The organism is Streptomyces sp. NPDC001137 (assembly GCF_040298885.1).
Lineage (GTDB): Bacteria > Actinomycetota > Actinomycetes > Streptomycetales > Streptomycetaceae > Streptomyces.
Map to the genome: position 1 here is coordinate 102359 of NZ_JBEPBA010000024.1, position 16816 is coordinate 119174.

At 71.2% G+C, this 16816-nt stretch carries 18 protein-coding genes; 9 read left to right on the forward strand and 9 right to left on the reverse strand.

Annotated elements, in window-relative coordinates; genetic code table 11:
• Positions 1 to 99 precede the first annotated feature (99 nt).
• Genes ABT254_RS35985 through chsH3 form a run of 3 tightly spaced genes read right to left on the reverse strand, consistent with a single transcriptional unit; the run spans position 100 to position 3037 of the window.
• Positions 100 to 1062, reverse strand: a complete 963-nt coding sequence (locus ABT254_RS35985) for a 3-oxoacyl-ACP reductase (RefSeq protein ID WP_351479843.1) — start codon at positions 1060 to 1062, stop codon at positions 100 to 102.
• A gap of 11 nt (positions 1063 to 1073) precedes the next feature.
• Positions 1074 to 2150 carry a Zn-dependent alcohol dehydrogenase gene (locus tag ABT254_RS35990; protein WP_351479845.1) on the reverse strand — a complete coding sequence of 359 codons (1077 nt, stop codon included), beginning with the start codon at positions 2148 to 2150 and terminating at the stop codon, positions 1074 to 1076.
• A 29-nt stretch (positions 2151 to 2179) separates the two neighbouring features.
• A complete protein-coding gene (chsH3, locus tag ABT254_RS35995) occupies positions 2180 to 3037 on the reverse strand; it encodes an enoyl-CoA hydratase ChsH3 (RefSeq protein ID WP_351479848.1) in 858 nt (285 codons plus the stop codon).
• Positions 3038 to 3292: 255 nt separating this feature from the next.
• Between chsH3 and ABT254_RS36000 the strand changes: the two genes are divergently transcribed.
• From ABT254_RS36000 to ABT254_RS36020, 5 genes are all read left to right on the forward strand, one after another.
• Positions 3293 to 4228 (forward strand): ABC transporter ATP-binding protein, encoded by a 936-nt coding sequence (locus tag ABT254_RS36000; protein ID WP_351479851.1) that lies wholly within the window; start codon positions 3293 to 3295, stop codon positions 4226 to 4228.
• The gene (locus tag ABT254_RS36005) at positions 4228 to 4944 is read left to right on the forward strand and encodes an ABC transporter permease (RefSeq protein ID WP_351479854.1); all 717 of its coding nucleotides are present in this window, start codon (positions 4228 to 4230) and stop codon (positions 4942 to 4944) included. Before ABT254_RS36000 ends, ABT254_RS36005 begins: the two co-directional genes overlap by 1 nt.
• A 17-nt stretch (positions 4945 to 4961) precedes the next feature.
• Positions 4962 to 6239 carry a sensor histidine kinase gene (locus tag ABT254_RS36010; protein WP_351479858.1) on the forward strand — a complete coding sequence of 426 codons (1278 nt, stop codon included), beginning with the start codon at positions 4962 to 4964 and terminating at the stop codon, positions 6237 to 6239.
• 106 nt (positions 6240 to 6345) lie between these two features.
• Positions 6346 to 6567, forward strand: coding sequence for a hypothetical protein (locus tag ABT254_RS46605; RefSeq protein WP_502972109.1), 222 nt, complete (start codon positions 6346 to 6348; stop codon positions 6565 to 6567).
• 5 nt (positions 6568 to 6572) lie between these two features.
• Positions 6573 to 7205: a response regulator gene (locus ABT254_RS36020; protein ID WP_351480014.1), complete on the forward strand. Its 633-nt coding sequence runs from the start codon at positions 6573 to 6575 to the stop codon at positions 7203 to 7205.
• Positions 7206 to 7220: 15 nt separating this feature from the next.
• Here the strand turns inward: ABT254_RS36020 and ABT254_RS36025 are convergent, their stop codons facing one another.
• From ABT254_RS36025 to ABT254_RS36040, 4 genes are all read right to left on the reverse strand, one after another.
• Positions 7221 to 8009, reverse strand: coding sequence for a hypothetical protein (locus tag ABT254_RS36025; protein WP_351479861.1), 789 nt, complete (start codon positions 8007 to 8009; stop codon positions 7221 to 7223).
• A gap of 29 nt (positions 8010 to 8038) precedes the next feature.
• Positions 8039 to 8581 carry a SigE family RNA polymerase sigma factor gene (locus ABT254_RS36030; RefSeq protein WP_351479864.1) on the reverse strand — a complete coding sequence of 181 codons (543 nt, stop codon included), beginning with the start codon at positions 8579 to 8581 and terminating at the stop codon, positions 8039 to 8041.
• A gap of 63 nt (positions 8582 to 8644) precedes the next feature.
• Positions 8645 to 10075, reverse strand: coding sequence for an MFS transporter (locus ABT254_RS36035; protein WP_351479867.1), 1431 nt, complete (start codon positions 10073 to 10075; stop codon positions 8645 to 8647).
• A gap of 73 nt (positions 10076 to 10148) precedes the next feature.
• The gene (locus ABT254_RS36040) at positions 10149 to 11339 is read right to left on the reverse strand and encodes a lipid-transfer protein (protein ID WP_351479870.1); all 1191 of its coding nucleotides are present in this window, start codon (positions 11337 to 11339) and stop codon (positions 10149 to 10151) included.
• Between the two features lie 215 nt (positions 11340 to 11554).
• Here ABT254_RS36040 and ABT254_RS36045 point away from each other — a divergent pair, with 215 nt between their 5' ends.
• Both ABT254_RS36045 and ABT254_RS36050 read left to right on the forward strand, forming a co-directional pair.
• On the forward strand, positions 11555 to 13288 hold the full coding sequence (locus ABT254_RS36045; protein WP_351479874.1) for an MFS transporter: 1734 nt from the start codon (positions 11555 to 11557) through the stop codon (positions 13286 to 13288).
• A 193-nt stretch (positions 13289 to 13481) separates the two neighbouring features.
• Positions 13482 to 14132: a class I SAM-dependent methyltransferase gene (locus ABT254_RS36050; protein ID WP_351479877.1), complete on the forward strand. Its 651-nt coding sequence runs from the start codon at positions 13482 to 13484 to the stop codon at positions 14130 to 14132.
• 90 nt (positions 14133 to 14222) lie between these two features.
• Here ABT254_RS36050 and ABT254_RS36055 read toward each other — a convergent pair whose 3' ends face one another.
• The gene (locus tag ABT254_RS36055) at positions 14223 to 14483 is read right to left on the reverse strand and encodes a Txe/YoeB family addiction module toxin (protein ID WP_351479880.1); all 261 of its coding nucleotides are present in this window, start codon (positions 14481 to 14483) and stop codon (positions 14223 to 14225) included.
• Entirely contained in the window at positions 14480 to 14755 is a 276-nt protein-coding gene (locus ABT254_RS36060; RefSeq protein ID WP_123964784.1) for a type II toxin-antitoxin system Phd/YefM family antitoxin, read from the reverse strand. Before ABT254_RS36060 ends, ABT254_RS36055 begins: the two co-directional genes overlap by 4 nt.
• Before the next feature lie 137 nt (positions 14756 to 14892).
• Between ABT254_RS36060 and ABT254_RS36065 the strand changes: the two genes are divergently transcribed.
• Both ABT254_RS36065 and ABT254_RS36070 read left to right on the forward strand, forming a co-directional pair.
• Positions 14893 to 15861: an N-acetylmuramoyl-L-alanine amidase gene (locus tag ABT254_RS36065; RefSeq protein ID WP_351479884.1), complete on the forward strand. Its 969-nt coding sequence runs from the start codon at positions 14893 to 14895 to the stop codon at positions 15859 to 15861.
• 83 nt (positions 15862 to 15944) lie between these two features.
• Complete coding sequence (locus tag ABT254_RS36070; RefSeq protein ID WP_351479887.1) at positions 15945 to 16712, forward strand: DUF5336 domain-containing protein; 768 nt, start codon at positions 15945 to 15947, stop codon at positions 16710 to 16712.
• Positions 16713 to 16816: the final 104 nt, after the last annotated feature.

The following is a 16816-nucleotide window of genomic DNA, read 5'->3' on the forward strand; positions in this document are numbered from 1 at the left end:
GCGGGGCCCCCGCACGGGCGGGGGGCTCGCTGGTCGCCGGCGGGGCGCCGCCCCCCCCCGGCGGCGCCCCCCCCCCCCCTTCCGTATGTCTACGTCCGTCTACGCCCGCTTGAGGCCCAGTACTTCCGCCGCCGCGAACGTCTCGCCCGGCGGCCGGTCCGCGTAGTGCGGAGTCAGCACGGCGTCCAGCTCGTCGTAGGTGAAGGTGTCCTGCTTGCTGTCGAACTTCGCCTGCACCCGCGGGCGGTCGACGACGGCGACCATGCCGCCGTGCACGACGAGCAGCTGGCCGTTGACACGGGCCGCGGCGGGCGAGGCCAGATAGCCGACGAGCGGGGCGACATGCTCGGGGGCGAGCGGGTCGAGGCCCTCGGCGGGCTGCTCGAAGCCGGCGAAGACGTCCTCGGTCATCCGGGTGCGGGCGCGCGGGCAGATCGCGTTGGCCGTGACGCCGTACTTGGCCAGCGCGAGGGCCGTGGAGGTGGTCAGGCCGACGATTCCGCCCTTCGCGGCCGCGTAGTTGGGCTGGCCTGCCGAGCCCGCCAGGAAGGCCTCGGACGAGGTGTTCACGATCCGTCCGTAGATGGGCGCTCCCGCGGCCTTGGACCGCTCGCGCCAGTGCGCGGCCGCGAAGTGGGTGGTGTTGAAGTGGCCCTTGAGGTGGACCCGGATGACCGCGTCCCACTCGTCCTCGGTCATGGAGAAGACCATGCGGTCACGCAGGATGCCGGCGTTGTTGACGAGGATGTCCAGCTTGCCGAACTCGCCGACCGCCAACTCCACCAGTTCTCGCGCCTGTTGGAAGTCGGCCACGTCCCCGGTGTGGGCGAGCGCCTTGCCGCCCGCGGCGCGGATCTCGGCGGCGACCTGTTCGGCGGGGCCCGCCGAGGCCTCCCCCGAGCCGTCCCGGCCCGGCTGCCCGAAGTCGTTGACGACGACCGCGGCACCGAGCCGGGCGAGTTCGAGCGCCTCGGCCCGGCCCAGGCCGCGACCGGCCCCGGTCACGACGGCGGACAGGCCCTCCAGCGGCCCCTGCTGCGGTCCTTGCTGTGGCAGCGACACGGCCACCCCCGTCAGATCTCGATGCACGTGCGCAGCGCCGCGCCCGTCCGCATCTGGTCCAGCGCCTCGTTGATCTCGCTCAACGGCACCCGGTGCGTGATCAGGCCCGCCAGGTCCACGCGGCCCGCCCGCCACAGGGCGATGGTCCGCTCGTAGGAGCGCAGGACGTCGCCGCCGCCGTACATCGAGGGCAGGATCCGCTTCTCGTCGAAGAACAGCTCGAACATGTTGAGCTGGAGGAAGTCGTCCATGGCGCCCGCGCCGACGACGACGAGGGTGCCGCCGCGCCGTGTGTTCTCGTACGCGGTGCGGGCGGTGGCCGACTTGCCGACGACCTCGAAGACGTAGTCGAAGCCCTCGCCGCCGGTGACGTTCTGCTTGGCGTCGGCCAGCTCGTCCGGCGAGACCGCCTTCGTGGCGCCGAACCTGAGGGCGGACTCGCGGCGCGAGGCGACCGGGTCGACGGCGACGATCTCGGCGGCACCCTTGAGCCGCGCGCCCTGGATCGCGGAGATGCCGACGCCGCCGCAGCCGATGACCGCGACCGACGAACCGGCCTCCACGTCGGCCGTGTTGAGCGCGGCGCCCAGGCCGGTCGTCACCCCGCAGCCGATCAGGGCGGCGATGTCGAAGGGCACGTCGTCCGGGATCGGCACCGCGCAGCCCGCGTCCACGACGACCTCTTCGGCGAAGGTGCCGGTGCCCGCGAAGCCGAAGACGTCACCGCCGGGTCGGCGGAAGTTGGGGGTGCCCGCGTTCATGAACCCGGCCAGGCACAGCTCGGTCTGGCCGCGCTTGCAGGCCGGACAGGCGCCGCAGGCCGGCAGCCAGCAGACCACGACCCGGTCGCCCGCCTTCAGGTGGCCGACGCCTTCGCCTACCTCTACGATCTCGCCCGCGCCCTCGTGCCCGGGCACGAACGGCGCCGGCTGCGGCAGCACCCCGCTCATCGCGGACAGGTCCGAGTGGCACAGCCCGGTGGCCCGCACCCGGATCCTCACCTTGCCGGGCCCGAAGCCCGTCGCCTCGACGTCCTCGAAGACCTCGAGTTTGTCCTGGCCGATCTCGTGCAGTACGGCTGCGCGCATGGTGCGGCTCCCCTCAACTGCCTGCTGGATCAAGAGTGTTCGACGATCGTGTCGGCGAGAACGGGCGCGTCGTCCCGCTCCACTGCGCTCACGGCCACCCGGACCTGCGCGTCCCCCCGCCACATGCGGATGCGCAGGGTCTCCCCCGGGAACACGACGCCCGCGAACTGGGTGGCGTACGACCGCACCCGCGTCACGTCCCCGCCGAGCAGCGTGTCGACGACCGCCTTGAGCGTCATGCCGTAGGTGCACAGGCCGTGCAGGATGGGCTTTTCGAAGCCGGCGGTCTTGGCGAAGTCCGGGTCGGCGTGCAGCGGGTTCCAGTCGCCGGAGAGGCGGTAGAGCAGGGCCTGGTCCTCGCGGATCGGGCGCTCGACGGTGCGGTCGGGGTCGCCTGCCGGGGGGTCCAGGCGGGTCGAGGGCCCGCGGTCTCCGCCCCAGCCGCCTTCCCCTCGTACGAAGATCTGGGCGTCGTTGGTCCACAGCGGGCCGTCGGCGTCGGCCACCTCGGTGCGCATGACGAGGACGGCCGCCTTGCCCTTGTCGTAGACGGCGGCGATACGGCCGGTGGCGGTCGCGGTGCCCTCGACGGGGATCGGGCGGTGCAGGGTGAGGGACTGCCCGCCGTGCAGGACACGGGCCAGGTCCACGTCGACGCCGGGCATGGACAGGCCGCTGATCACCCCGGGCGAGCCGTTGCCCGCGACGGTGGCGAAGCTGGGCAGGACGTGCAGCCGGGACTCCAGGGTGTAGCGCAGCTCGTCGGGGTCGGTCGCCGGGATGCCTGCCCCGATGCCGAGGTGGTAGAGCTGGACGTCCTTGCGGTCCCAGGTGATCTCGCCGGAGCGGGGTTCGGCGGCGAGGGCCAAGGCTTCGTCGATGGGCATACGGCTCCTGGTGGCTCGGATGGCTCAAGACCTCGGCGCGGCCGTCCGCACCGTCGGCCGCGACCGAGGTCGTCACGAGTGCCGATCTAGAACGCGTTCCAGTCCGGCGCCCTCTGTATAGCCCAGCGCTCCGCACTTGTGAAGGCTCCTGACACTGTGTCAGCTGAGTGCGCGGGCGGCCGTGACATTTGTCCTGCCGGAGTCCGTACAAGCGCATCTGCCGGGCGGGCGCCTGATCTCCGTAGCGTCGTAGGCATGACGAAGACGACGGGGATGACGACAGGGACGACGGCCGGGGCGCCGCCCGCCGTGTCCTTCACGGGGGTGGTCAAGACCTTCGGCGCCGTGCGCGCCGTGCAGGGCGTGGACCTTGAGATATCGCAGGGCGAGACCGTGGCCCTGCTCGGCCGCAACGGTGCCGGCAAGTCGACGACGATCTCGCTGCTGCTCGGCCTGAACGAGCCCGACGAGGGCACGGTACGGGTCTTCGGCGCTCCCCCGCGGGAGTCGGTGCGCGCCGGGCGGATCGGTGCGATGCTCCAGGAGGGGCGCGCGGTGCCCCGGGTCACCGTGCGGGAGCTGGTGGCCTTCGTGGCCGGCCGCTACCCGAACCCGATGCCGGTCGCGCGTGCCCTGCACCTGGCCGGGATCACCGAGCTGGCGGGGCGGCGCGTGGACCGGCTGTCGGGCGGCCAGACGCAGCGCGTGCGGTTCGCCGTGGCGCTCGCAGGAAACCCCTCGGTGATCGTCCTGGACGAGCCGACCGCCGCCCTGGACGTGGAGGCACGGCTCGCCTTCTGGGCGTCGATGCGGTCCTACGCCCGTCTCGGCCACACCGTGCTGTTCTCCACCCACCATCTGGAGGAGGCGGACGCGCATGCCGACCGCATCCTCGTCATCGACCGGGGCCGGATCGTCGCGGACGGCACCGGCGAGCAGCTCAAGCGGGCGGTGGGCGGCAGCCTGGTCGCCTTCGACCTCGCGGGGCGGGGCACGCAGGGTCTGGAACTGCTGCCGGGGGTGCGGTCGGTGGAAGTGCGCGGGGAGCGGGCACGGTTGCGCACCGACGACCCGGACGCGACGGTGGTCGCACTGGCAGAACTCGGCGCGATACGCCGCCTGGAGGTCGCGCCCGCCTCGCTCGACGACGCGTTCCTGGCTCTGACCGCACGTGTGACGGAGGCGGCGTGATGCTGGACTATCTGCGGCTCGAAGTGCGCCGGACCCTGCGGGACGCGGGTTTTGTCATCGGCGGGATCGCGATGCCGGTGCTGATGTATCTGCTGTTCACCAACCTCGGTACGGCCGACGGGAGTTGGAAGACCGGCGCGATGGTCGGCATGGCGGGATACGGCGCCGTCGGCTGCGCCCTCAACACCGGCGGCGGGGTCGCCGAGGACCGGGCGATCGGCTGGCTGCGGCAGCTGCGGGTGACCCCGATGACCCCGCGCCAGGTCGTCGTCGGCCGGACGCTGACCGGCTCGGTGACGGTGCTGCCCGCCATCCTCGCGGTGCTCGCCGCGGGCGGCCTGCTCAACGGCGTACGGATGGAGGCCTGGCAGTGGGCGGCGGTAGCGGCGCTGCTGTGGCTGGGCTCGCTGCCCTTCACTCTGCTGGGCCTGGGCAACGGCTACCGGCTGACCGGGCAGACCACCGGCGTGACCAACATGGCCTGCAACCTGGGCCTCGCGGTCCTCGGCGGCCTGTGGTTCCCGGTCACCCTCTTCCCGCACTGGCTGCGCACCCTGTCGGCGTACACGCCCACCTACCGTTTCGCCCAGCTCGGCACCTCCGCGGCCGAGGGCCGCGCCCCGGCCCTCGGCGCGATCGCGGTGCTGACCCTCTGGCTGCTGGCCTTCGGTTCGTACGCTGTGCTGTCGTACCGGCGGTCCGGACGGACCGTCTGAACGGGGGGAGCGGAGACATGTCCTGGATACGAGGGGTCGCCTGTCAGGTGAACCACTGGCGCGCGGCGCGGGCACGGTGGAGGGCGGGCATGGCGGAGTTCAAGGCCGCACAGAAGGAGGCCGTCAGGACCGGGAAGCGGCCCGAGCACGCGGGCCCGCCGCCCACCGGCTTCGGGCTGCTGCCGTGGCTGCTGATGGGGATGGGCTCGTTCTCCAACGTCATCCAGGGCAAGGCCGCCAACCCGTGGCTCGGCGGCCTGGGGCTGCTCGCCTTCAACTCCCTCTACATCTATGTGACGTTCCGCTCCTTCGACCGGTGCAAGCGCGGCGAGCGGTCCACCCGGGTCGCGCTGCTGCTGATGGCCCTGCTGACCACGGCTCTGGCCCTCGGCTACGGCGGCAACTGGCTGATGTTCTTCCCGCTGCTCGGTCTCGCCACGGGCGCGGTCCTGCGCGGTCCGTGGCTGGGCCGGACGGGAATCCTGCTCGCCGCGTTCGCCGGTGCCGTCTCCGTGTACCGCGACGGCTCGGACGCCGTGACCATCGCCTACGGCACCTTCCTGTCGACGATGGTCACCGCCGCGATCCTCTCCCTGTCCGAGGCGGTACGGGAGTTGCAGGCCGCCCGCGAGAAGCTGGCCCACCAGGCCGTCGAGAAGGAGCGCCTGCGCTTCTCCCGCGATCTGCACGACCTGCTCGGGCACACCCTGTCGGTGATCGTGGTGAAGTCGGAGGCGGCCCGGCGGCTGGCCCCGCGCAACCTTGACGCCGCGCTCACCCAGATCGGCGACATCGAGTCCGTCGGCCGGCAGGCGCTCACCGAGATCCGCGAGGCCGTGACCGGCTACCGCGAGGGCAGCCTCGCCACCGAACTGGACCGGGCCCGCTCGGCCCTGTCCGCGGCGGCCGTCGAACCGGTGGTCCTGCGCTCGGGCGCGCCCCTCGCCCCGCAGACCGAGGCACTGCTGGGCTGGGTGGTGCGGGAGGCGGTCACGAACGTCGTGCGGCACGCGGGCGCCACACGCTGCGAGATCACCGTGCAGAGCACGTCCGAGCGGGTGAGCCTCACGGTCGCGGACAACGGGGAGGGCGTGCCGTCCACGCCCTCCTCCCCGTCCTTGCCGGGCATCGGCGGTACCGGCCTGAAGGGGCTGACGGAACGCCTCGCGGCGGCCGGCGGCTCCTTGCGGGCCGGCCCTTCGCCGCGAGGCGGTTTCACCGTCACCGCCGAACTCCCGGTGGAGGCCGACGACGTGTCCGAACCGGTGGCGGCTACGGCGCCCACGGCGAACTGACGACCCAGCTCACGTCGTCCGCCCAGGACGTGGAGCTGTCCCAGGTATTGGAGCCGCCGTTGCTCGCCGTGTCCGCCACTACAACGACAAGGCGGTCATCTCCCCGATCACCTCGAGCAGTTCGGCACTCGACAAGAGCGACGCCACCTGGATCGTCCACCGCGGTCTGGCGAGATGTAGTCGCCCGTGCAGCACGAGGTCGTCGCGCGCAGTGAGATCTCCGAACCCGGGGTCAGCGAACCGGTGGAGCCGGTCGCGCCGCCGTAGCCGACGGAGACGATGTTCGCCCGCACCGCGGCCCCCTCCGCGCCCTACTCTGGGACCGTGAACGAGATGCCCCGGGATCACCGGCCGTCGAAGAACGTGCGGGTCCTGCTCGCCGAGGACCAGGGAATGATGCGGGGCGCGCTCGCCTTACTGCTCGGCCTGGAGGCGGACCTGGAGGTCGTCGCCCAGGTCGCTGCGGGCGACGCGATCGTGGACGCCGCGCTCACCCACCGGCCCGACGTGGCCCTGCTGGACATCGAACTGCCGGGCATGAGCGGCCTGGACGCGGCGGCCGAGCTGCGCGAGCAGGTCCCCGACTGCCGGGTGCTGATCCTCACCACCTTCGGGCGGCCCGGCTATCTGCGCCGCGCGATGGAGGCCGGAGCGGCCGGCTTCCTCGTGAAGGACGGTCCCGTCGAGGAGTTGGCCGCCTCGATCCGCCGGGTGCTGACCGGCGAGACCGTGATCGACCCCGCGCTCGCCGCCGCCGCGCTCAGCGCCGGGCCCAGCCCCCTCACCGCCCGTGAGTGCGACGTCCTCAAGGCGTCCGTGGACGGCGCGACCGTCGCGGACATCGCCGCCAAGCTGCACCTGTCCGAGTCGACGGTCCGCAACTACCTCTCGTCCGCGATCGGCAAGACGGGCACCCGCAACCGCATGGAGGCCATGCGGGAGGCCCGGCAGCAGGGGTGGCTGTGACGCCCGCGTCCTGGCCTATTTGGTCACCTCCACCGACTTGTACGCGGTGTCCTTCGACGCGAGGCAGACGAACCAGTTGACCGGGCTGCCGTCGGCCGGCCGGATGGTCATGTCCCCCACGTTGAGGGAGCCGGGGTCGGTGGTGAGACGGACAGCCGTGCTGGTGCCGTCCTTCCACCGGCAGGTGACCTCGCGGGCCGTCTTGGCGACCTGGCCGATGACGAGGCGCTGCGGTCCACCGCTGCCCGTCAGCGGGATCGCCGCGGCCTCGATGTCCTTGCCCGTCATGGGGTCCCAGTGCCTGACCGTGTCGAACATGACCGTCTTCGGCTTGTCCGCGTCCCCGTAGATACGACTGACGGAGTACGAGGTTCTGCCGACCAGGTCGGACGCCCGGGAGACGCCGGCCGGGGACAGTCCGTACAGTGCCATCGCCGCGAACTGGGACTCGGCCTCCGCCTTGTCGCGCGGGGCGTCCCACACCTGGAGGTCGACCTCCCACCGCTTGTCGTCCTCGAAGCCGATCGCGAGCGCGCTGGTCCTCGGCTGGTCCACATGGCGTGGCTTGGGTGCCGGGGGTTGCGTCGCCACCCGCGCCGGGCCGTTCCCGTCGCCGTGTGTCAGGCCCGCTGCCGCCAGGGTTCCCGTCGACCCCGCGAGGGCCAGCGCCACGGCCGCGCCCACCGCCCACCGCCGCGTCCGGCGCCGTCGGCCGCCCCGGATGACCGCCTGGGTGGGGGCTATACCGATCTCGACCCCGTCCGCGGCGTCGGCCAGCAGGAGGGCGATGTCCCTGTCCGTCATGTCCTGGCTCGCTTCCCGGTCCGCACTCATCACTTGCGCCCTCCCCCACTGATCACCACGTCCGCCAGTCCCGGTATGGCGCGCAGTTTCGCGATCCCCTTGGCCGCGTTGCTCTTCACCGAGCCGACGCTGCACCCCATCGCCTCCGCCGCCTGTGTCTCGGTGAGGTCCTCCCAGTACCGCAGGACCACCGCCTCCCGCTGCCGCACCGGCAGTTGGGCGAGCGCCTTCAGCAGGACGCCCCGGTCGTCGGCCTGCGCGATGCGGTCACCCGTGTCGGCGATCTCGCGCACCAGCCCCGAGTCGTCCTTCGGCGCCAGGAACTCCCGCAGTTTTCTGCGGTGTTTGCGCGCATGCGCGTTGATCATCACGCGCCGTACATACGCCTCCGGGTCGTCCGCCGAGCCGACCCGGCGCCAGGCCACGTAGACCTGCTCGAGCGTCGACTGGACCAGGTCCTCCGCGGCGTGCTGTTCCCCCGTGAGGAGAAATGCCGTGCGCAGCAGCCGCGGCCAGCGGCCGGTGACAAAGCTCTGGAACTCCTTGTCCCGAGCCTCCTTGCGATCCCCCATGGGCACCTCCTAGATGTGTAAAGGAGTCCATGGGCAGCCCGAACCGTTGCCTCGCTCCCCCGACTACTTCGCCGGCTTCGCGGAAATTCTGCGCGGCAGCCACACCAGCATCAGCACCGCCCCCGCGAGCAGCACCCCGGTGCCCGTCCGGAACACCAGCGCGTACCCCTCCGTGAGCGCGCCGGGAGTGCCGCTGCCCGCCGTGCGCGTGGCCGCGATCGTCGACATCACCGCGAGCCCCAGCGAACCGCCCATGGTGCGCGAGGTGTTGACCAGCCCCGACACCAGCCCGGCCTCCCCCGGAGCCGCCCCGGAGGTGGCGAGCGCGGCGAGCGGGGTCGCCGTGAGACCCGCACCCAGCATCATCAGGATCCCCGGGAACATGATCTCCGTCAGATAGTTGCCCTCGGGCGTCATCATCGACTGCCAGGCGAAGCCCGCCGCAGCGAGGAGCGTCCCGAGCACGGCCACGTTCCGCGCGCCGAACACCGGCAGGAACCGGGGCGCCGACTTGGAGCCGAGCAGCACCGCCAGAGAACTCGGCACCAGCGCCAGCCCGGCCTCGAAGGGTGTGTAGCCGAGCACGTTCTGCGCGTACAAGGTCATGAAGAACCACATGCAGAACATCGCGGACCCGTTCACGAACATCGCCGCGTTCGCCGAGGACACGGCCCGCACCCGGAACAGCCCGAGCGGCATCAGCGGCGCCGCCGTGCGCGCCTCGACGACCAGGAACAGCGCGATCAGCGCGAGCCCGGCAGCCAGCGGCACGATGGTGGCCGCCGCCGTCCACCCCTCCGCCTCGGTCTGTGAGATCCCGTACGCCAGCGTCCCGAGCCCCGCCGTCACCAGTAGCGCGCCCGGCAGATCGAGCCGCCGCCCGTCCCCGTTGCGGCTCTCCGCCAGCCACCGCATCGAGCCGGCCAGCACCAGCGCGCCGACCGGCACGTTGATCAGCAGCACCCACCGCCACGACAGCCCGTCCACCAGCACCCCGCCGACCAGCCCGCCGGCAGCTCCACCGCCGGCGCCCACCGCGGTCCAGGTCGCTATCGCCCGCGCCCGCGCGGCCCCCTCCGGAACGGCCGAGGTGAGAATCGTCAGCGTCGAGGGCGCGAGCACCGCGGCCCCCAGCCCCTGCACGGCCCGCGCGACCAGCAGCTGACCGCCCTCCTGCGCGAGCCCGCCGCCCAGCGAGGCGGCGGTGAACAGGGCAAGCCCGACCAGGAACATCCGCTTGCGCCCGTACAGGTCCCCGGCGCGTCCGCCGAGCAGCATGAACCCGGCGAAGGCGATCGCGTAGGCGTTCACCACCCACTGCAGCCCCTGCGGGCTCAGCCCCAGGTCGGCCCGCATCGACGGCAGCGCCACATTGACGACCGACACATCGAGCACCACCAGGAACTGCCCTGCGCACGCGAGCGCCACGACCAGCCAGGTGGGAGGGGCGGAACGGCGGGACGAACTCCGGGTGACGTCAGCGGCTTCCAGCATGCCTGTCATGCTCTCAACCGACTTACGCCCCTTGCATCGGGATTTCGCCGCACAGGGTCCTCCTCCGCAGGACCTACACCGCCCGTACGAGCGTCACCACCGCCGCCCCGCCCAGCCCGATGTTGTGCGCGAGCCCGACCCGCGCCCCCGGCACCTGCCGCTCCCCCGCCTCGCCCCGCAGCTGCCACACCAGCTCGGCCACCTGGGCGATCCCGGTCGCCCCCAGCGGATGCCCCTTGGAGATCAGCCCGCCGGACGGGTTCACCACCCACCGCCCGCCGTACGTCGTCGCCCCGGACTCGACCAGCTTCCCGGACTCCCCCTCCGCGCACATCCCGAGCGCCTCGTACGTCAGCAGCTCGTTGACGGAGAAGCAGTCGTGCAGCTCCACGACGTCCACGTCGCCGATCCCGAGCCCGGCCCGCTCGTAGAGCTGCCGTGCCGCCTCCCGGGACATCGGCCGGCCCACGACGTCGATGCACGACCCCGACGCGAAGGACTCCTCCGTGTCGGTCGTCATCGCCTGCGCGACGATCTCGACGGCCTTCGCGCCCAGCTCCCGCCGCTCCACGAACCGTTCGGAGACGACGAGTGCGGCCGCCGCGCCGTCCGAGGTCGGGGAGCACTGGAGCTTGGTCAGCGGCCGGTGGACCGTGCGCGCGGCCAGGATGTCGTCCACCTCGTACACGTCGCGGAACTGCGCATACGGATTGTGCGCCGAGTGCCGGTGGTTCTTGGCGGCCACGGCGGCGAGCTGCGCCTCGGTCGTGCCGTATCGCTCCATGTGCTCACGGGCCGCGTCGCCGAAGATCTGGGCGGTGGGCGGGGTCATCTCGAAGCCGTGGCGGGCGGCCATGACGCCGTAGTGCCGGGCCACCGGTGAGGTGGAGAAGTCTCCGCTGTCGGCACCCCCGCCCAGCGCCCCCTTCTTCATCTTCTCGAAGCCCAGCGCCAGTACGCAGTCGGCGGCCCCGCCCTCCACGAGCTGCCGGGCGAGCATCAGGGCGGTCGAGCCGGTCGCGCAGTTGTTGTTGACGTTGTAGACGGGTACGCCGGTGAGACCCAGCTCATACGCGGCGCGCTGTCCGGCGGTCGAGGGCTGGAAGCAGTAGCCGACTGGAACCTGTTCCACATCGCCGTACGAGATCCCCGCGTCGACCAGGGCTGCACCACCGGCCTCCCGCACCATGTCCCAGTACTGCCAGTCACGGGTCTCGGGCTTCTCGAACCGGGTCATCCCGACCCCGACGAGGTAGGCCTTCACGGCGCGGTATGCCTTGCGCGGTATGCCTTCATGGCGCGCGAGACTAGAACACGTTCCACCAACCCGCCAGACCTGACGAACGATCAGAGTCCCATGACTGGGTCAAGAATTCATTAGAGGCCCGAAGCAACGGAATAGTTGCCTGTGCATACGAGGTTTACCCAGCACTTATCTCGCACAGCTCTTCATCTCGTACGGCCTGGAGGCCTCACCCCATGACGCACACGACGACCGAACAGCCCGCCCGGCGGGCGAGCGGGGCCGTGGTCCCCGTACTCGCCTTCGCGGGCATCGTTGTCGCGGTGATGCAGACCCTGCTCGTCCCGGTCATCAAGGACCTGCCGCAGCTGCTGGACACCGCACCCAGCAACGCCACCTGGGTCCTGACCTCGACACTCCTCTCAGGAGCCGTCGCCACGCCGATCATGGGCCGCCTCGGCGACCTCTACGGCAAGCGGCGCATGCTGATCCTCAGCCTCGCCGTGATGGTGGTCGGCGCCCTGATCAGCGCCCTCACCAGCGAACTGCTCACGATGATCGCCGGCCGAACGCTCCAGGGCTTCGCCATGGGCGCCATCCCGCTCGGCATCGGCCTGATGCGCGACATGCTGCCCCGCGAGAAGCTCGGCTCGGCGATGGCCCTGATGAGCTCCTCCATCGGCGTCGGCGGCGGTCTCGCCCTGCCGCTCGCGGCCCTGGTCGCCCAGCACGCCGACTGGCACGCCCTCTTCTACGGCGCCGCGGGCCTCGGCGCCCTCTCGATCCTGCTCACCCTCCTGGTCGTACCGGAATCCCCGATGCGCGCCGAGGGCTCCTTCGACCTGCTCGGCGCACTCGGCCTCTCCACCGGCCTGGTCCTCTTCCTCCTGCCGATCACCAAGGGCAGCGACTGGGGCTGGACCTCCGGCACGACGCTCGGCCTGTTCGGTGCGTCGGCCGTCGTACTCGTGCTCTGGGGCGTTCTCGAACTCCGTATGAAGGCCCCGCTGGTGGACCTGCGGACGACGGCCCGCCCGGCCGTCCTCTTCACCAACCTCGCGTCGATCATGGTCGGTGTCTCCTTCTACGTCGTCTCCCTCGTCCTTCCCCAGCTGCTCCAGCTCCCGAAGGCGACCGGCTACGGCCTCGGCCAGTCGATGGTCGTCGCGGGCCTGCTGGTGGCCCCGCTGGGCCTGACGATGATGTTCACGGCGCCGGTCTACGCCCGCCTCTCCGCGAAGTACGGCCCCAAGGTCACCCTGATCATCGGCCTGCTGATCATCGCGATCGGCTACGGCGCCGGGCTCGGCCTGATGAGCGCGCCGTGGCAGAGCCTGGTCATCGCGGTGGTGCTCGGCGCGGGCATCGGCCTCGCCTACTCGTCCCTCCCCGCGCTGATCGTGGGCGCGGTCCCGGCCTCAGAGACGGGCGCGGCGAACGGTCTCAACACGCTCATGCGCTCCATCGGTACGTCCGTGTCCAGCGCCGTCATCGGCATGGTGCTGGCCAACACCGCGAACAACGTCGGCGGCGTCGCGATCCCGACCATGCACGGCTTCCGCGTCTCCTTCCTGATCGCGACCGGCGCGGTCGCCGTGGGCCTGCTGATGGCCCTGTTCCTGCCCAAGCCGAACCGGGCGCCGCAGCTGCTCGCGAGCAGCGAGGAGGACGACGCCGTCGTGGAGCTCGCGGAGGAAGTGCTGCGCGGGTTCCGTGGCCGGGTGCTCGGTGCGGACGGCTCTCCGGTGGCCCGGGCCAAGGTCACGCTGATCGACCGGCGGGGCCGGCAGGCGGGCGCGACGCTGTCCGAGGAGGACGGCAGCTATGCGCTTGCCGTGCCGACCGAGGGGGCGTATGTGCTGGCCGCACGGGCCTCGGGGCATGGGCCGCTTGCGTCTTCGGCTACGCACCCGGGTGAGGCTGCGGTGGACTTGGATCTGGCGTTGCCCGGTGAGGCTGTCAGCGCGTAGCACTCGGCTGGTTCTGTTGCTTTGCGGCTGGACTCGCCGTTGTGGCTTGTCGCGCCCACGCGGCGGAGCCGCATATTGATACAGCCCCGCGCCCCTGAAAGACAAAAGCCGTGCCGCACCCCCTGTCGAATCTGTGACCGGGGGTGCGGCAGCATGGGAAGCCGCAGACGTACGTACGACCGGGAGGAACCCCATGGCCGCGGCCCCCAAGCCCGAGATCCTGGCCGCGTTCGAAGCGGCGAAGGGGTTCATGCCCGTGGATGAGGGGCTGGCGCTCTACGCGGCGGCCGTCGAGGCGGGCGGCCTTGGGCTGCCCCTGCTGGAGGTCGGCACGTACTGCGGGCGCTCCGCGATCCTGCTCGCGGATGCCGCCCGCGAGACCGGGGCCACCGCGCTGACCCTCGACCACCACCGCGGCAGCGAGGAGCAGCAGCCGGGGTGGGACTACCACGACCCCGAGACGGTCGACCCCGAGATCGGGCTGATGGACACGCTGCCGACGTTCCGGCGGACGCTGTACCGGGCCGGTCTGGAGGAGCACGTGGTGGCGCTGGTCGGCCGCTCTCCGCAGATCGCGAAGTTCTGGCGGACCCCGCTCGGCCTGGTCTTCATCGACGGCGGCCACACCGACGAGCACGCCACCGCCGACTACGAGGGCTGGGCCCCCCATGTGGCCGAAGGCGGCCTGCTCCTCATCCACGACGTCTTCCCGGACCCGAAGGACGAGTTCACGGGTCAGGCGCCGTACCGGGTCTACCTGCGGGCGCTGGAGTCCGGCGCGTTCACGGAGGTGTCAGTCACGGATTCCCTGCGGGTTCTGCGGCGGACGGGGACCGGAATCTGAGCACGCTCGTCCCGGCCACCTGCCCGGAAGAGCCGGGGCACGTCCTCAGCCTCATCGTGCGTGATGCGTCGAAGCGAACGCTGGCGAGGCTCAGCTGTAGTGATAGCGGGCTTTGAGGATCTTCACTTCTTTGTCGTCTGCCCTGTACACCAGACGATGTTCGTCGTCGATCCGTCGAGACCAGTAGCCGGACAGCTCGCCTTTCAGCGGCTCCGGCTTGCCGATCCCCTCGAAGGGCGTGCGCTGGATCTCGCCGATCAACCGCGCGATCCTCCGAGCTGTCTTGCGGTCGGCAGCAAGCCAGTACAGGAAGTCCTCCCACCCGTCCGGGTCGAAGGAAACACCCCTCACGCCTCGCCCCCAGCCAGGTCGCGGAGCTCATCCATCGACTTCGCGATGCCCGCCTCACCTGCCTTGTCGCGCGCGACGGCCTCCATGAGGCGTCGAGCGTTGGCAGGGGAACGCAGGAGATAGACCGTCTCCTGCCATGCGTCGTAGTCATCGGCAGACATCAGCACGACATCGCCGCTCTTCGAGCTGATCCTCACGGGGGTGTGATCAGTGTTGACGCGCTCGATGAGCGGAAACAGGGTCCTCCTGGCCTCGGTAGCGCTTATCGACATGTGCCACACTCTCCTCCCGTAAGTGAACTGTACCTAAGAACGGTACCGCACCGGTACAGGTTTCGGGTACCACACAAGGTCGGCACACGAACTCAGGAAGCCTGCGGATCGGTCTGACGCCCCGTAGGGTGGCAGCCGTGTCGTACGTAGGCCCGGACTTCGATCCTCCCCAGCCCCGCCGTCCCCGGCGCAGCCCCCTGACCGTGGCGGTCGCCGCACTCGTGCCGGGAGCGTTGCTCGGGTGGCTCGTGTACGAGGCCATGGGCGGGAGCGGGGGCGGCGGCGGGGCGGCCCAGGCGACCGTACGGACGTCCACGACGGCGACGTCCGGCGCGCCCGCCTCCTCCCCCGCCGGCGAGGACAAGAACCCGAACAGCCCGCCGCCCACCCTCGCCGCCCCCACCTCGTCGGCGCCCGCCGCCTCCGGCCCGCTCAAGGGCAAGGTCGTCGTCATCGACCCCGGCCACAACCCCGGCAACTTCCGGCACACCACCGAGATCGCCCGCAAGGTGGACATCGGCACCAACAAGAAGGAGTGCGACACGACGGGTACGTCCACCAACTCGGGCTACACGGAAGCCCAGTTCACCCTGGACGTGTCCCATCGCCTCAAGGCCTTGCTCCAGAAGCTGGGCGCCACGGTGAAGCTGACCCACGACGGCAACTCCCCCGCCTGGGGCCCCTGCGTGGACCAGCGGGCGCAGATCGGCAACAGGGCCCATGCCGACGCCGCCATCTCCATCCACGCGGACGGCTCCGCGGCCGGCAACCGCGGCTTCCACGTCATCCTTCCCGGCTCCGTCCACGCTGGCGCGGCCGACACCCGCCCCATCGTCGCCTCCTCCGCCGCCCTCGGCGAGCGCATCGCGGGCAACTTCGTCCGCGTCACGGGTGAACCGCCCTCCAACTACATCGGCGACGGCACCGGTCTCGTCACGCGTAAGGACCTGGGCGGTCTCAATCTGTCAACGGTTCCCAAGGTGTTCATCGAATGCGGGAACATGCGCGATAGCAAGGACGCGGCACGGCTCACCAGCGGTGCCTGGCGACAGAAAGCCGCGCAAGGAATTTCTGATGGAATCGTGAGTTTCCTGCACGGTTCGTGATCAGCGGGCCGATCCCGGCGGACGCCTTGCTCGGACGGACGATAGTGTCTACCGACGACGAGACGACTTACGAAGGACCTGAAGTGAATATCCGCTCCCTCACACGAGGCGACGGCGTGGTGATCGGAGCAGCGGTGTTGCTCTTCATCGCGTCGTTCCTCAACCTCTACAGCGTGTCCGGGTTCGACATCGACGTGAACGCGTGGGACAGCCTCGGCACGGGTCTCGGCGTGTTCATGGGCGGGGTCATCGGCGCCGCACTGATCGTCGTCAACCGCTGCCTCCCGCAGCCGCGCAAGGTCGCCGGGCTCGACCTCGGAGTGGCGGGCGTGGCGTTCAGCGTCCTCTCGGCCTGGACCCTGTTCTGGTACCTGGTCGACAGCGGCAAGAACACCAGCCCCGCCGCCGGCCTCATCCTCGGCTTCATCGCCGCCCTGGTCCTGGCCGGCGCCGCCATCGCCACCCCCCTCGTCCCCGCCCTCCAGGCCGCCCTGATCCCCGCCCCCAAGCCCGCCGCCCCCCAGCCCTACGGCGCCCAGCCTCCCGGCGGTTACGGCTACCCGGGCGCCCAGCAGCAGCCCTACGGCGGACAGCCGCAGCCCGGGCAGCCGTACGGGGCCCAGCAGCCGCAGCAGGGGCAGCCGCCGGCCGGCGACTTCTCGCCGTTCTGGTTCGCCGTTCCGGTGCCGCGGCCGCTGTTCGCGGAGGACGGTTCGCCCACGCCGATCGCCGAACTGGCGCCCGGCACCTGGTACCTGGCCGTCGAGCAGCGCGGCCCGGCCCTGGTCGCCCAGACGCAGGACGGCCGTCGCGGCGTGTTGCAGGACACCTCCGGGATCCAGCGCGGCTGACACCCGCCGACCGAGCAACCAGCGGCCCCTCGCCCTTCCGGGCGGGGGGCCGTTGTCGTACAGTCGCAGCTCCCAACCCGTAACTGACTAACCGTCAGATACCT

What these genes read in the sequence shown, in the direction of transcription:
- ABT254_RS36005 (WP_351479854.1), top strand. Translation starts at nt 4,228, where the DNA reads ATGCTGGACTATCTGCGGCTCGAAGTGCGCCGGACCCTGCGGGACGCG.
- ABT254_RS36050 (WP_351479877.1), top strand. Translation starts at nt 13,482, where the DNA reads ATGGCCGCGGCCCCCAAGCCCGAGATCCTGGCCGCGTTCGAAGCGGCG.
- ABT254_RS36020 (WP_351480014.1), top strand. Translation starts at nt 6,573, where the DNA reads ATGCCCCGGGATCACCGGCCGTCGAAGAACGTGCGGGTCCTGCTCGCC.
- ABT254_RS35990 (WP_351479845.1), bottom strand. Translation starts at nt 2,150, where the DNA reads ATGCGCGCAGCCGTACTGCACGAGATCGGCCAGGACAAACTCGAGGTC.
- ABT254_RS36030 (WP_351479864.1), bottom strand. Translation starts at nt 8,581, where the DNA reads ATGGGGGATCGCAAGGAGGCTCGGGACAAGGAGTTCCAGAGCTTTGTC.
- ABT254_RS36035 (WP_351479867.1), bottom strand. Translation starts at nt 10,075, where the DNA reads ATGCTGGAAGCCGCTGACGTCACCCGGAGTTCGTCCCGCCGTTCCGCC.
- ABT254_RS36060 (WP_123964784.1), bottom strand. Translation starts at nt 14,755, where the DNA reads ATGTCGATAAGCGCTACCGAGGCCAGGAGGACCCTGTTTCCGCTCATC.
- ABT254_RS36010 (WP_351479858.1), top strand. Translation starts at nt 4,962, where the DNA reads ATGTCCTGGATACGAGGGGTCGCCTGTCAGGTGAACCACTGGCGCGCG.
- ABT254_RS36025 (WP_351479861.1), bottom strand. Translation starts at nt 8,009, where the DNA reads ATGACGGACAGGGACATCGCCCTCCTGCTGGCCGACGCCGCGGACGGG.
- chsH3 (WP_351479848.1), bottom strand. Translation starts at nt 3,037, where the DNA reads ATGCCCATCGACGAAGCCTTGGCCCTCGCCGCCGAACCCCGCTCCGGC.
- ABT254_RS36045 (WP_351479874.1), top strand. Translation starts at nt 11,555, where the DNA reads ATGACGCACACGACGACCGAACAGCCCGCCCGGCGGGCGAGCGGGGCC.
- ABT254_RS36000 (WP_351479851.1), top strand. Translation starts at nt 3,293, where the DNA reads ATGACGAAGACGACGGGGATGACGACAGGGACGACGGCCGGGGCGCCG.